A 13660-nucleotide genomic window follows, 5' to 3' on the forward strand; every position below is an offset into this window, starting at 1 on the left:
CGGAACGTGGTTCAGACCTTCCTCCCTCACCCCCCGGGGGCCCGCCTGGCGCTCGAGGACGCCACTCGCGCCCGCACCGGTAGCCCGGTCCAGATGGGCCTCGACGAGCTCGGGACCCCGCTGTCCCAGACCACGTTCGTCGTCGTCGACCTCGAGACCACCGGCGGCTCCCCCACGTCGTCGGAGATCACCGAGATCGGCGCGGTCAAGGTGCGCGGCGGGGAGGTCCTCGGCGAGTTCCAGACCCTGGTGGACCCGGGCTCCCCCGTCCCGCCGATGATCACCGTGCTCACCGGCATCACGGACGCCATGCTCGTCGGCGCCCCCCGCATCGGCGAGGTGCTGCCCGCGTTCCTCGAGTTCGCCCAGCTCGGTGCGGGCACGGTCCTCGTCGCCCACAACGCCCCCTTCGACGTCGGCTTCCTCCGCGCGGCGGCGGACCGGATGTCGCTGCCCTGGCCCCGCGTCCAGGTGGTCGACACGGTCAAGCTCGCCCGGCGGGTCGTCACCCGGGACGAGGCCCCCAACAACAAGCTCGGCACGCTGGCCGCCCTGTTCGGTGCGACGGTGACGCCGGACCACCGCGCCCTGCACGACGCGCGCGCCACCGTCGACGTCCTCCACGCCCTGCTCGCCCGGATGGGCCCGCTGGGGGTCACCCACCTCGAGGACCTGGTCACCGCGTCCGACCCGGTCCCCCACCAGCGGCGACGCAAGTCGCACCTCGCGGAGCACCTGCCCGGCGGACCCGGGGTGTATCAGTTCCTCGGCCCGCGCCGCGAGGTCCTCTACGTGGGCACGGCCGTCGACATCCGGCGCCGCGTGCGCTCCTACTTCACCGCGGCCGAGAAGCGCCGGCGCATCGGGGAGATGGTCGACCTCGCGGAGGAGGTACGCGCCGTCCCGTGCACGACGGCGCTCGAGGCCTCGGTCCGCGAGCTGCGGCTCATCGCCGAGCACGACCCGCCGTACAACCGCCGCTCGCGCCGCCCTGAGCGGCGCCCGTGGGTCCGCCTCACGGACGAGGCCTTCCCGCGCCTGACGATCGTCCGCCAGGTCACGCCCGACGACGACGCCATCGGCCCCTTCAGCTCCCGCCGCGCGGCCGAGGAGTGCGTCGAGGCGATCCAGGAGGCGTTCGCGCTCCGGCGGTGCACGCCCCGGCTCCCGCGGCTGGCCCGCGCCGGGGCGAGCGCCTGCGTCCTCGCCGAGATCGGCCGGTGCGGAGCGCCGTGCACCGGAGCGCAGGACGTCCCGTCCTACGCCGTCGTCGCCGGGGCCGTCCGGGCCTGCCTGCGGGAGGACGCCGAACCGGTCGTCGCGGCCGTCCACGCCCGGATCGCCACCCTCGCGGTGCAGGAGCGGTTCGAGGAGGCCGCCGTCCAGCGCGACCGCCTGCGCTCCTTCCTCGTCGCTGCGCGCCGTACCCAGCGCCTGCGCCCGCTGTGGCGCTGCCCGGAGCTCGTCGCCGCCCGCCGCGCGGCCGACGGCGGATGGGAGCTCGTGCTGGCCCGGTACGGCCGCCTCGCGGGGACCTGCCTGGTCCCCCGCGGGGTCGACCCCATGCCCGCAGTCGAGGCCCTCGTGGCGACGGGTGAGGTGGTCGCCGCCCCTACGACCGCCATGGGGGCGGCGAGCTCGGAGGAGACCGAGCTGCTCGCCGACTGGATCGAGGACCCGGCCACCCGCCTGGTCCGCTGGGACGAGAGCGACACCCCGTTGGCGTGCCCGGTGCGCGGCGCGGCCCGTCACGCGGTGCCCGCCCGGGGGTGAGTGAGTGACGGCGGGGTGATCGATGCGGGGCGCGTGCCGACCGGGGCCGAACAACGGCGGCGCCACTTGATGCGGGTGGGCAGTCGGCCCGGCGAGGAATGCGTGTGTGAGCCGCGAGGGGCGAGCGGCCGCCCCTGTCGGCCGCGGCGCACCGCCCGGTCGTCGTCAGGCGCGCGCGTGGGAGATCATGGAGCGGCGCCGCCACGGCGCCGTGCCCTGACGAAGGAGAGACCATGATCACCGCGATCGTCCTCATCGACGCCGACGTCGCCCGTATCCCGGAGGTCGCCCAGGAGGTCGCCGAGCTGGACGGGATCACCGAGGTCTACTCGGTCACCGGCAACGTCGACCTCATCGCCCTCGCGCGCGTGCGGCGCCACGAGGACCTGGCCGAGGTCGTCGCCGACCGCATCGGCAAGGTCGAGGGCGTGCGCAGCATGCAGACCTACATCGCCTTCCAGGCGTACTCCACCCACGACCTCGAGCAGGCCTTCGCCATCGGTCTCGAGGACTGACCCGCCCGCGAAGCGGCCGGGGTCTTCCGGCGAGCCCGCCGGCAGCCGTCAGCGCACGCCGCGGCGGCTGAACTCGGCCCAGCGCTCGAGGGCACCGGCCGCGAGGCCGTCGTCCACCGCCCGGGCGGCGTGAGCCATCCCGGCCCGGAGCCGCTCGACGAAGATCCCGTCCTCGGCCCCGGTCCCGGGCAGGGAGGCGTGGGCGACGAGCGCCGCACCCGCGTTGAGGAGCACCGCGTCGCGGACCGGGCCGCCGCGCCCCGCAAGGATCTCGCGGGCGACGCCGGCGTTGAAGGTCGCGTCGGCACCGCGCAGGTCCTCGATCGTCGCGGGGGCGAGACCGAGCTCGGTGCGGGCGTCGAAGAGGTGCTCCGTGACCTCCCCGCCCTGCACGTGCCAGACCCGAGCGGGCGCCGTCGTCGTCAGCTCGTCGAGGCCGTCCTCCCCGCGGAAGACGACCGCGTCGACGCCGCGCCCCGCGAGGACGCCCGCGACGAGCGGGGCGATCCGGCGGTTGGCGACCCCGATGGCCGCGGCGCGGGGACGGGCCGGGTTCGTCAGCGGCCCGAGGACGTTGAACGCCGTCGCCACACCGAGCTCGCGCCGGACGGCGCCGGCGTGACGCATGGAGGGGTGGAACGTCTGGGCGAAGCAGAAGGTGATCCCGACCTCGCGGAACGCCTCCTCCACCTGCGGCACGGTCATGTCGAGGCGGACCCCGAGGACCTCGATGACGTCGGCGGAGCCGCTCGCCGAGCTGGAGGCACGGTTGCCGTGCTTGGCCACCGGCACGCCTGCGCCGGCGACGACGAGCGAGGCCATCGTCGAGATGTTCACCGTGCGTGCCCGGTCCCCGCCGGTGCCGACGATGTCGACGGCGTCGCGGGAGATGTCGACGGGCACGGCGTGGGCGAGCATCGCGTCGGCGAGCCCGGTGAGCTCGGCGACCGTCTCGCCCTTCGCCGCCAGCGCGGTGAGGAACCCGGCGAGGACGACCGGGCTGGTGAGACCGGACATCACCTGGTCCATGGCCCAGGACGCCTGGTCGACGTCGAGGTCACCGCCGGCGATGAGGGAGGAGGTGAGCTCCGACCACGTCGGGGTGGACGGCGCGGCGTTCTCCGCCGCCACGCTCATGCCTCCTGCGCGCGCAGGAAGCCGGCGACGACGCGCTGGATCTCGATCGGGTCGAGCGGCACCTGGACGACGGCGTCCGCCTGGCACGACGCGGCCAGCCAGGCGTCCTGCGGGCGGGCGGTGAGGACGAGGACCGGCGGGCACTGGTACAGCTCGTTCTTCAGCTGCTTGCTCACCGCCATGCCACCGGCCTTGGCGCTCTCGCCGTCGAGGATGAGCAAGGCGTAGCCCCCCTGCTCCGCCTCGCGGACGACCGCGCCGTGGGTGGCCACCTCCGTCCACCGGATCTTCGGCAGGTCCTTCGCGGCCCGACGGCCGACGGCCCGCTGCACCTGCTCCCGGGTGGTGACGTCGTCGCTGTACAGGAGGATGTCGACCACCTCGGTCGTCGCGTCGCTCGAGGCGTCGGTGTTCACGGGCGTCATCAAGGGTCCTCTCGGTCCGGTTCCCGGCTCCTCGCGCGGGTGCGGCGTCGACCGGACGCCGTCGGGTGCATCGTAGTGGCCACCTCCCGGCTCATCCCGCCCGTCCGAGCCCGTAGCAGCCCGGGCCCCCGCTGGGGCCGGTCCCGCCCGCGCCGGACGCAGTGAGCCCGGTCCTCACCTGGCCGCGGCACCGCAGGCCAGGACCTTGGTCACCCGCCGCGCGCGGGCCGCCGCAATACCATGGTGACGATCAACACGGGGCCCGATGTGGCGACTCGCGCCCGTCCGGGTGTCCCCAGCCGGTGGGTTTCGGGCCATAATGGCGAGGTGTCGTCGACAACGGCTGTCCCCAGCGCCCCGTCAGTGAGTGTCACCCGACCCAACGCGGTCTCGGTAGGCACCATCGTTTGGCTGTCCAGCGAGCTCATGTTCTTCGCCGGGCTCTTCGCCATGTACTTCACCCACCGCACGGTGTCGTCGGAGATCTGGGCCTCGGAGAGTGCCCACCTCGCCGTCCCGTTCGCCCTGGTGAACACAGCGGTGCTGGTGGCCAGCTCGATCACCTGCCAGATGGGCGTCTTCGCCGCCGAGCGGTTCCAGCCGCGGCGCACCGGCTCGCTGCTGGACGTGCGCCGCTGGGGCCTGCAGGAGTGGTTCACGCTCACCTACATCATGGGCGCCGTGTTCGTCGCCGGTCAGGTCTTCGAGTACGCCGAGCTCGTGCACGCGGGGCTGACGATCTCCTCCAGCCCGTACGGCTCGGTCTTCTACATCACGACCGGCTTCCACGCGCTGCACGTCGTCGGCGGCCTCATCGCGTTCCTCTTCGTCATCGGCCGCTCCTTCGCGGCCAGCAAGTTCGGGCACCTCGAGGCGACCAGTGCGGTCGTCGTGTCCTACTACTGGCACTTCGTCGACGTCGTGTGGCTCGCCCTCTTCTTCATCATCTACTTCCTGCGCTGACCCCGCGCTGCTCCCGACGTCCGAGACGAGGAATCCCACTGTGAAGGCTCTTGCCGCCAGCAGGAGGCACCGGTTCGCACCGGTGGTTCTCCTCCTGCTTGCCCTCCTGCTCACCGGCGTGGCGTACGCCACGCTCAGCCCCGGGTCGGCGTCCGCGTCGACCGAGGACTCCCGGGAGGAGATCGAGGCCGGCGAGGCGCTCTTCGCGGCGAACTGCTCGACGTGCCACGGCCTCGACGCGCAGGGCACGGACATCGCGCCGTCGCTCATCGGCGTCGGCGCCGCGGCGGTGGACTTCCAGGTGAGCACGGGCCGCATGCCCATGGCCGACGTCAGCTCACCGCAGAACGAGCGCAAGCCCCCGCAGATGAACGCGGAGCAGACCCGCCAGCTCTCGGCCTACGTCGCGAGCCTCGGCCCCGGCCCGGCCATCCCGTCCGACGAGCAGGTCGACCCGGCCCTCGGCAGCGCCGCTCGCGGCCAGGAGCTCTTCCGCACGAACTGCTCGATGTGCCACAACGCCACGGGCGCCGGTGGTGCGCTCAGCGACGGCAAGGTCGCGCCGAGCCTCTACGAGGCGACGCCCACCCAGATCTGGGAGGCCATGCGCACGGGCCCGCAGCCCATGCCCGCCTTCAACGAGGCGGCCATCGACGACGAGGGGGCGCGCGACATCATCGCCTACCTCATGGAACAGCGAGAGACGAGCCCCGCCGGCATCTCGCTCGGCAACATCGGCCCCGTCACCGAGGGCCTGTGGGTGTGGATCGTCGGTATCGGCAGCCTCATCGGTGCCGCTGTGTGGATCGGAGCGAAGTCCTCGTGAGCAGTGACAACCGTCCGTCGGACGCCGTCTCCCCCGCCGGGCGCGAGTCCGAGGGCGCGATGAGCACCGTCGTCGGCCACGACGGCGCCCCCGACCACTTCGAGAACCCCGGGCTCCCGCCGCACCACAGCCGGATGTCCGACCGGGACCCGCGCGCCGCCAAGCGCGCCGAGCGCCAGGTCGTGGTGATCTTCGGGATCTCGATCCTCGCGTCCATCGCCGCCCTCGTCGGCTACTTCACCATCCCGGTCGGCACCACCCTCGCCAGCATCCGGCTGTCCACGCTGGTCCTCGGCGTCGGGCTGGGCGTCGGCATGCTCGGCATCGGCGTGGCCGCCGTCCACTGGGCCAAGACGCTCATGTCGAACGTCGAGCACGTCGAGAAGCGCAAGGTCATCGGCTCCGACCCGGAGATCCGCAACACCGCCATCACCGACCTGCGCGAGGGCATCGAGGACGCCAACATCGCCCGCCGGCCCCTGCTCAAGGGCGCCCTGGCCGGCGCGGTCGCCCTGGCCCCGCTGCCCTTCCTCGTGCCGCTCATCGGCAACCTCGGCGGCGACTGGAACGTCGGCAGCTTCCGGCACACCGCGTGGCGCGAGGGCCGCCGCCTCGCCACGGACCCCGACGACGTCCCCATCCGCGCCGCCGACGTCACCGTCGGCTCGGTCTTCCAGGTGATCCCCCACGGCCTGCCCGACGAGGAGCACTACCTCGAGGAGAAGGCCAAGGCCATCGTCATCATGACGCGGCTCGACCCCTCCGAGCTCATCGTCCAGGAGGGCCGCGAGGACTGGCAGTACGAGGGCATCGTCGCCTACTCCAAGGTGTGCACCCACGTGGGATGCCCCGTCGCGCTCTACGAGCAGGACACCCACCACCTCCTGTGCCCCTGCCACCAGTCGACGTTCGACGTGGCCGACGGCGCAAAGGTGGTCTTCGGACCCGCCAACCGGGCCCTGCCGCAGCTGCCCATCACGGTGGACGACGAGGGCTACCTCGTCGCTCGCAGCGACTTCACCGAGCCCGTGGGCCCGAGCTACTGGGAGCGTCTCAAGTGAGCACCACGACGAAGGCGCCCACCGCGGCGCCGGCCGCACGCAAGGCGCCCCGCGGCGCCGCGGCGGCCGACTTCCTCGACACGCGCGTCGGCGCAGGCAAGCTCGTCAAGGAGTTCGCCCGCAAGGTCTTCCCCGACCACTGGTCGTTCCTGCTGGGCGAGATCGCCCTCTACAGCTTCATCGTGCTGCTGCTCTCGGGCACCTTCCTCACGATGTTCTTCGTGCCGAGCATGGCGCACACGACCTACCCCGAGGACGCGCTCCCGCTGCAGATGCAGGGCGTGGCGATGTCCGAGGCGTTCGCCTCGACGGTGCACATGTCCTTCGAGGTCCGTGGCGGCCTGCTCATGCGGCAGATCCACCACTGGGCGGCGCTCCTCTTCGTGGCGTCGATCGTCGCGCACATGATGCGGGTGTTCTTCACCGGCGCGTTCCGCAAGCCCCGCGAGCTCAACTGGATGGTCGGGTTCACCCTCCTCGTCCTGTCGCTGCTCGCCGGCTTCTCCGGCTACTCCCTGCCCGACGACGTCCTCTCCGGCAACGGCCTGCGGATCGCCGACGGCGTCGCGCGCTCGATCCCCCTCATCGGCTCGTACGCCTCCTACGCCCTCTTCGGCGGGGAGTTCCCGGGCACGGACATCATCCCCCGCCTGTTCACGGTGCACATCCTCCTCATCCCGGGCCTCATCCTCGCCCTCATCGCCGTGCACCTCATCCTCGTCGTCGTGCACAAGCACACGCAGTTCCCCGGGCCCGGCAAGACCGAGCGCAACGTCGTGGGTTACCCCGTCCTGCCCGTCTACGCGGCGAAGGCCGGCGGCTTCTTCTTCATCGTCTTCGGCGTCCTCGCCCTCATGGGCGCGACCATGGCGATCAACCCGGTGTGGATCCACGGGCCGTACGACCCCACGCCCGTGGGCGCCGGCGCCCAGCCCGACTGGTACATGCTCTTCCTCGAGGGCGGCCTGCGGCTCATGCCCGGCATCGAGGTGGTGCTGTTCGGCTTCACGATCCCGCTGAACATCCTCATCCCCGGCGTCGTCGTGCCGGGCCTGCTGTTCACCGCCATCGCGATCTACCCGTTCCTCGAGGCCTGGGTGACGCCGGACAAGCGCGAGCACCACCTCCTCGACCGCCCGCGCAACGTCCCGGTGCGCACCGCCCTCGGCGTGGCGTTCCTCTCGGTGTGGATCGTCCTCGCGCTCGCCGGCTCGAACGACATCATTGCGACCCACTTCGAGCTCTCCCTCAACGCCATCACCTGGGTGCTGCGGGTCGCGTTCTTCGTCCTCCCCGTGCTCTCCTTCTGGGCGACGAAGCGCATCTGCCTGGGCCTCCAGCGCCGCGACCGCGAGCTGGCCCTCCACGGCCACGAGACCGGGCGCATCGTGCGCATGGACTCCGGCCAGTACATGGAGGTCCACCAGCCGCTCACCGACGAGGAGCGCTGGGTGCTCGTCGACTACGAGGCGCACCGGCCCGTGGAGATCGGCCCGGCAGAGGACGCCCGAGGCGTGCGCCGCCCCGGCTACCGCCTCGACCGCCTGCGCCAGCGCGTCTCCGGGTTCTTCTACGAGGACCGCGTCGAGCCCGTCACCCCCGCCGAGCTCGCCGCCGCCCAGCACGAGCACGAGCTGCCCGCTCGTGAGGCCGCGCCGCAGATCGAGGACGAGGGTCCGCACGGCCGCTCCGAGCGGACCGCCGCCGCCGTCGGCGCGCCGGACCCCCGCACCGGGTCGTAGGTTGGAGCGGTGCGCCGGGTGCGTCTTCGGATGCGCCCGGCGCGGACCTCGGCGCCCCGCGCGTCTCTGACCCTGCACGAGGCGCCGCCGGCGCCGCCAACCGAAGGAGGACACATGGCCGAGTACACGCTCCCGGACCTGCCCTACGACTACAGCGCGCTGGAGCCCCACATCTCCGGCAAGATCATGGAGCTGCACCACGACCGCCACCACAAGACGTACGTGGACGGGGCGAACACCGCGCTGGCGAAGCTCGCGGAGGCCCGTGAGAGCGGCGACCACGCCCTGGTGAACCTCTACGAGAAGAACCTCTCGTTCAACCTCGGCGGCCACGTCAACCACACCGTCTTCTGGGAGAACCTCTCCCCCGACGGCGGTGGCCAGCCCGAGGGTGAGCTCGCCGCGGCGATCGTCGACCAGCTCGGCTCGTTCGAGGGCTTCCAGGCGCAGTTCGCCGCCGCCGCCACGGGCATCCAGGGCTCGGGCTGGGCGGTCCTGGCCTGGGACTCCATCGGGCAGAAGCTCGCGATCTTCCAGCTCTTCGACCAGCAGAACAACGTGCCGCTCGGCCTCACGCCGATCCTCATGCTCGACATGTGGGAGCACGCCTTCTACCTCGACTACCTCAACGTCAAGGCGGACTACGTCAAGGCGTTCTGGAACATCGTCAACTGGGCCGACGTCGCCGCGCGGCTCGAGCGCGCGCGCACGCAGACCTCGGGCCTCATCGTCACCGGGACCCTCTGAGAAGCACCCACGCTTGGCTGACAGGCCCGCCGCGCCCCTAGGGGTGCGGCGGGCTTTGCCGTAGCCGGAGCCGGTCCGCTCCCCCGGGCCGCCGGCGGCCAGCGCGACAGCCGGCGCCGCCGTCCGTCGCCCCAGCGCGCGACGTCCGCGCCGGACCTGGGTCAGCCGTGTGCGCCGCGCACGACCTCGTAGCGGGTGCTGGTCATGCCGGTGTCGGAGGTCGAGTTACCGCGGTGGACCAGCCGGATCTCGTGGGGCAGCTCGTGGAACAGCGGGAGCCCGCGGCCCATGACGAGGTGGCTGACTCCAGCGGTGAAATCGTCGTAGCCCTCCGGAGCGTGGTCCTCCGCCCAGCCCGGCACGTGGCGCGGCTCGGGCGGCGGGTCCGTCAACCAGGCCAGGTCACCGTCGGGCAGGGCGATGAACCCGTCCACGCTCGCCGCGATGAACACGGCCCCCTTCCAGGGCCGGTGCTCGGGCATGCCAGTGCCTCCAGGAGGTCGTGGACAACGGCGCCGGGGTCGGCCCGGACGCCGCAGGGCCCGGTCACCGCGTGCGGTGACCGGGCCCTGCGCGAGACAAGCTGAGCGTGAGCGTCAGTGCGCGTGCTGCCCGCGGGAGAACTCGAAGAGCTGGCCGACGAGGCCGACCACGCCCACCACGACGCCGACACCGAGCATCCACCAGGCGTCGACGGCGGGGCCGAGGAAGACAAGCATCGCCGCGACACCGAGCACGAGCGGCCACCAGCTGTGCGGTGCGTAGACGCCCATCTCACCGGCGTTGTCCTCGACGTTCGCCAGCGGGTCGTCCTCGGGGCGGGGGTCCACCCGCTTCGAGAGCATCCACAGGTACCCGCCGGCGAGCGAGTAGAGCCCCGCGAGCAGGAAGAACGCCGTCGTCCCCACGGACTCCCAGTCCGAGAGGAACCCGTAGACGATGCCGACCGGGACGAAGAACACCGGACCGGCGGCGAAGAGCAACGTCTCCACCCGCATGGGCTTGGGCGCTGCCGGCTCCTGCTCCCCGGGCGTGGTCTTGCGCTGGTCGCGCTCGGACTCCGCAGCCCTCATCGGACGTTCCCCTCCTCGTCGTCACGGCGCGCGCGCCGCTCGTCCGTCACACGCTCACGCACGGCGGTGCCCGTCGCGCGCTGCTCGCGCGCGCCCTCCTCGGCGTTCGCCTGGCGGCCCGTGCGCTCGGCGTCGCCGTACACGGCGTCGAGCATCCCCTGGTCGGGCTCGGCGTGATCCATCGCGGCGACCTCGGGGTGGTGCAGGTCGAACGCGGGGCGCTCCGAGCGGATGCGGGGCAGCGACGTGAAGTTGTGCCGCGGCGGCGGGCAGCTCGTCGCCCACTCGAGCGAGTTGGAGAAGCCCCACGGGTCGTCGACGAACACGGTCCGCGGCTGGCGGGCGGTCTTGTAGACGTTCCACAGGAACGGCAGCGTCGAGAGGGTGAGCAGCGCGGCGCCGACCGTGGAGATCTGGTTGAAGAACGTGAACCCGTCCTCGGGCATGTAGTCGGCGTACCGACGCGGCATGCCCTCGACCCCCAGCCAGTGCTGGATGAGGAACGTCGTGTGGAACCCGACGAACAGGGTCCAGAAGTGGACCTTGCCCAGCCGCTCGTCGAGCATCCGGCCGGTGAACTTGGGCCACCAGAAGTAGAAGCCGGCGAACATCGCGAAGACGACGGTGCCGAACACCACGTAGTGGAAGTGCGCGACGACGAAGTAGGAGTCGTGGACGTGGAAGTCCATCGCCGGGCTCGACAGGATGACGCCGGTGAGGCCACCGAAGACGAAGGTGACGATGAAGCCGAGCGACCACAGCATCGGCGTGTCGAAGGTGAGCTTCCCCCGCCACATCGTGCCGATCCAGTTGAAGAACTTGATGCCCGTGGGGACCGAGATCGTCATGGTCATGAGCGCGAAGAAGCTGAGCATGACGGCGCCGGTCGTGTACATGTGGTGCGCCCACACCGTCACGGAGAGCGCCGCGATCGCGATCGTCGCGAAGACGATGCCCTTGTAGCCGAACAGCGGCTTGCGCGAGAAGACCGGGATGACCTCGGAGATGATGCCGAAGAACGGCAGCGCGAGGACGTAGACCTCAGGGTGCCCGAAGAACCAGAACAGGTGCTGCCACAGCAGGGCGCCCCCGCTCTCCGGGTTGAAGATCTGCGCGTCGAGGATGCGGTCGGCGGCGAGCCCGAAGAGCGCCGAGGCGAGCACCGGGAACGCCATGAGCACGAGGATCGACGTGATGAGGATGTTCCAGGTGAACACCGGCATCCGGAACATCGTCATCCCGGGCGCACGCATGGTGATGACCGTGGCGATGAAGTTCACCGACCCGAAGATCGTGCCGAAGCCGGTCATGGCCAGGCCGAGGACCCACAGGTCACCGCCGACACCCGGCGAGAACGCGTTGTCCGACAGGGGCGCGTACGCCGTCCAGCCGAAGCTCGCCGCACCGCCGGGGGTGAGGAAGCCCGCGACGACCATGAGCCCGCCGAAGAGGAACATCCAGTAGCTGAACATGTTCATCCGCGGGAAGGCGACGTCCGGCGCGCCGATCTGGAGCGGGACGAGCACGTTGCCGAAGCCCACGAACAGCGGGGTGGCGAAGAGGAACAGCATCACCGTCCCGTGGATGGTGAAGAACTGGTTGTACTGCTCCTTGGACAGCAGGAGCATGCCGGGCTCGAAGAGCTCGAGCCGGATGAGCATCGCGAGGACGCCGGCAAAGAGGAAGAAGAGGAACGAGGTGATGAGGTAGAGGTAACCGATCGTCTTGTGATCGGTGGAGGTCACCCAGTTGATGACCGTCCGCCCGAGGCTCTGCCGCTGGGGGCGCAGGCCCGGCACGAGCTCCGTGCGGGTGTCTTCGATCGCGGCCATCAGTTGTTGCCCTCTCCTTCGCCCTGCTCGGGCACGCGCCGCTCGTCACCGGTGTAGACGCGGTCGAGCTCCTCACCGCGGACGCCGACGTTACCCGCCTCGCGCAGGTCCTCCATCTCGGCGTCGTACGTCTCACGGTCGACGACGGCGACGTTGAAGAGCATCTCCGAGTGGAACTCCCCGCAGAGCTCGGCGCACTTGCCCTGGTAGACGCCCTCCTGCTGCGGCGTCACCTGGAACGTGTTCGTCATGCCGGGGATCATGTCGAGCTTGAAGAGGAACGCGGGGATCCAGAACGAGTGGATGACGTCGCGCGAGTCCAGCGTGAACTCCACCGTCTCCCCCACCGGCAGGTACAGCGTGGGCAGCGTCTCCTCGACGCCCTCCTCACCGGTGAGCGAGATCCGGTCGCCCGAGTAGTAGACGCCGTCGTCGAGGTAGTTGAAGTCCCAGCTCCACTGCTTGCCGTAGGCCTGGATGTGGAGGTCCGCCTCCTCCTCCTCGACCGCGACGACGTCACCCGTGACGCGCGCGGAGTAGAAGAAGAGCACGCCGACGATGAGGATCGGCAGGATCGTGTACATGAGCTCGAGCGGCACGTGGTAGCGCAGCTGCACGGGCATGGCGTTGTCGCCCTTGCGCCGGCGGTAGGCGACGATGCACCAGATCGTCAGCGCCCAGACGATGACCCCGACGATGAGGGCGGCGATCCACGAACCCGTCCACAGGTCGATGACGCTGCCCGTCTTGTCGGTCATCCCCTCGTTGCTCGGGAGGAAGCCATTCCTCACCGACTCCGACGAGCAGCCGGCCAGCAGCAGCGCTGCGCCGGCGGAAAGGGCCACCAGACGCACGGGGCGCCTGCTGGTCGAGAACGGTGATCGCACGCTGGGGACCCTCCACGCAATGCTCAAACGAATGAGATCGGGCATGTCGGGCAAGCCCGACAGGGACCTTCGTCCCTCCTGTGCAGCCTACCGGTCCGCCCACCAGGCGCCTACGTGGAGCCGGCCGCGAGTCCGCGCCGATCACGTCACACCGCGCCCCGGTCCGGGACGCAGAACAGCCGGTGGGGTGCGTGTGCACCCCACCGGCTGTCGGCGTCGTCCTGCGCTCACCGGTCCCTGGACGCGGCGGCGGATCCGATCAGTGGAAGGAGTCCCCGCACGCGCACGAGCCCGAGGCGTTGGGGTTGTCGATGGTGAAGCCCTGCTTCTCGATCGTGTCGGCGAAGTCGATGGTCGCGCCCACGAGGTAGGGGACGCTCATCTTGTCGACGACGACCTCGACGCCCGCGAAGTCGCGGACCGCGTCGCCGTCGAGCAGCCGCTCGTCGAAGTAGAGCTGGTAGATGAGGCCGGAGCAGCCGCCGGGCTGGACCGCGACGCGCAGGCGCAGGTCGTCACGCCCCTCCTGCTCGAGCAGGGAGCGCACCTTGTTCGCCGCGACGTCGGTCAGCTCGACCTCGTGCGTGGTGGTGGCCTCGGTCGGTGCTGTCGTCTCGCTCATCTGGTTCTCCGCATCGTCTGGGCGTGGTGCAGGGGTAACGCTCGCTGGTCCCGATGT

Annotated in this window: 14 protein-coding genes; 7 read left to right on the forward strand and 7 right to left on the reverse strand. The window is 71.1% G+C overall.

Going from position 1 to position 13660, the window contains the following annotated elements; genetic code table 11:
• The first annotated feature begins 6 nt into the window (after nt 1–6).
• Together EBO36_RS08580 and EBO36_RS08585 are read left to right on the forward strand one after the other, a co-directional pair.
• Entirely contained in the window at nt 7–1773 is a 1767-nt protein-coding gene (locus EBO36_RS08580) for a DEDD exonuclease domain-containing protein (protein WP_387967512.1), read from the forward strand.
• Between the two features lie 233 nt (nt 1774–2006).
• Complete coding sequence (locus EBO36_RS08585) at nt 2007–2288, forward strand: Lrp/AsnC family transcriptional regulator (protein WP_122824235.1); 282 nt, start codon at nt 2007–2009, stop codon at nt 2286–2288.
• Nucleotides 2289–2336: 48 nt separating this feature from the next.
• On the opposite strand, the gene trpD is transcribed toward EBO36_RS08585, so the two are convergent.
• Both trpD and EBO36_RS08595 read right to left on the reverse strand, forming a co-directional pair.
• Nucleotides 2337–3425 carry an anthranilate phosphoribosyltransferase gene (gene trpD, locus EBO36_RS08590; RefSeq protein WP_122824236.1) on the reverse strand — a complete coding sequence of 363 codons (1089 nt, stop codon included), beginning with the start codon at nt 3423–3425 and terminating at the stop codon, nt 2337–2339.
• Nucleotides 3422–3850, reverse strand: coding sequence for a response regulator transcription factor (locus tag EBO36_RS08595; protein ID WP_122824237.1), 429 nt, complete (start codon nt 3848–3850; stop codon nt 3422–3424). The genes trpD and EBO36_RS08595 overlap by 4 nt, the downstream gene beginning before the upstream one ends.
• A gap of 327 nt (nt 3851–4177) precedes the next feature.
• Here EBO36_RS08595 and ctaE point away from each other — a divergent pair, with 327 nt between their 5' ends.
• The 5 genes from ctaE to EBO36_RS08620 all read left to right on the forward strand — a co-directional run bounded on the left by ctaE (nt 4178) and on the right by EBO36_RS08620 (nt 9189).
• Nucleotides 4178–4813 carry an aa3-type cytochrome oxidase subunit III gene (ctaE, locus tag EBO36_RS08600; RefSeq protein WP_122824238.1) on the forward strand — a complete coding sequence of 212 codons (636 nt, stop codon included), beginning with the start codon at nt 4178–4180 and terminating at the stop codon, nt 4811–4813.
• Nucleotides 4814–4853: 40 nt separating this feature from the next.
• Nucleotides 4854–5639 (forward strand): cytochrome bc1 complex diheme cytochrome c subunit, encoded by a 786-nt coding sequence (gene qcrC, locus EBO36_RS08605; protein WP_122824239.1) that lies wholly within the window; start codon nt 4854–4856, stop codon nt 5637–5639.
• A gap of 59 nt (nt 5640–5698) precedes the next feature.
• Nucleotides 5699–6700 (forward strand): cytochrome bc1 complex Rieske iron-sulfur subunit, encoded by a 1002-nt coding sequence (gene qcrA / locus EBO36_RS08610; RefSeq protein ID WP_122825559.1) that lies wholly within the window; start codon nt 5699–5701, stop codon nt 6698–6700.
• Entirely contained in the window at nt 6697–8442 is a 1746-nt protein-coding gene (gene qcrB / locus EBO36_RS08615) for a cytochrome bc1 complex cytochrome b subunit (RefSeq protein WP_122824240.1), read from the forward strand. Before qcrA ends, qcrB begins: the two co-directional genes overlap by 4 nt.
• Nucleotides 8443–8556: 114 nt before the next feature.
• Entirely contained in the window at nt 8557–9189 is a 633-nt protein-coding gene (locus EBO36_RS08620; RefSeq protein WP_122824241.1) for a superoxide dismutase, read from the forward strand.
• A gap of 161 nt (nt 9190–9350) precedes the next feature.
• Here EBO36_RS08620 and EBO36_RS08625 read toward each other — a convergent pair whose 3' ends face one another.
• The 5 genes from EBO36_RS08625 to erpA form a co-directional block, all read right to left on the reverse strand.
• Nucleotides 9351–9671: a dihydrofolate reductase family protein gene (locus tag EBO36_RS08625; RefSeq protein WP_122824242.1), complete on the reverse strand. Its 321-nt coding sequence runs from the start codon at nt 9669–9671 to the stop codon at nt 9351–9353.
• A gap of 114 nt (nt 9672–9785) precedes the next feature.
• Complete coding sequence (locus EBO36_RS08630; protein ID WP_338142421.1) at nt 9786–10262, reverse strand: cytochrome c oxidase subunit 4; 477 nt, start codon at nt 10260–10262, stop codon at nt 9786–9788.
• Nucleotides 10259–12094, reverse strand: a complete 1836-nt coding sequence (gene ctaD, locus EBO36_RS08635) for an aa3-type cytochrome oxidase subunit I (protein ID WP_122824243.1) — start codon at nt 12092–12094, stop codon at nt 10259–10261. The genes EBO36_RS08630 and ctaD overlap by 4 nt, the downstream gene beginning before the upstream one ends.
• Nucleotides 12094–12939 (reverse strand): aa3-type cytochrome oxidase subunit II, encoded by an 846-nt coding sequence (ctaC, locus tag EBO36_RS08640; RefSeq protein WP_241236938.1) that lies wholly within the window; start codon nt 12937–12939, stop codon nt 12094–12096. The genes ctaD and ctaC overlap by 1 nt, the downstream gene beginning before the upstream one ends.
• A 301-nt stretch (nt 12940–13240) precedes the next feature.
• Nucleotides 13241–13603: an iron-sulfur cluster insertion protein ErpA gene (erpA, locus tag EBO36_RS08645; protein ID WP_122824245.1), complete on the reverse strand. Its 363-nt coding sequence runs from the start codon at nt 13601–13603 to the stop codon at nt 13241–13243.
• Nucleotides 13604–13660 lie beyond the last annotated feature (57 nt).

Source organism: Georgenia faecalis (genome assembly GCF_003710105.1).
Taxonomy (GTDB): domain Bacteria; phylum Actinomycetota; class Actinomycetes; order Actinomycetales; family Actinomycetaceae; genus Georgenia_A; species Georgenia_A faecalis.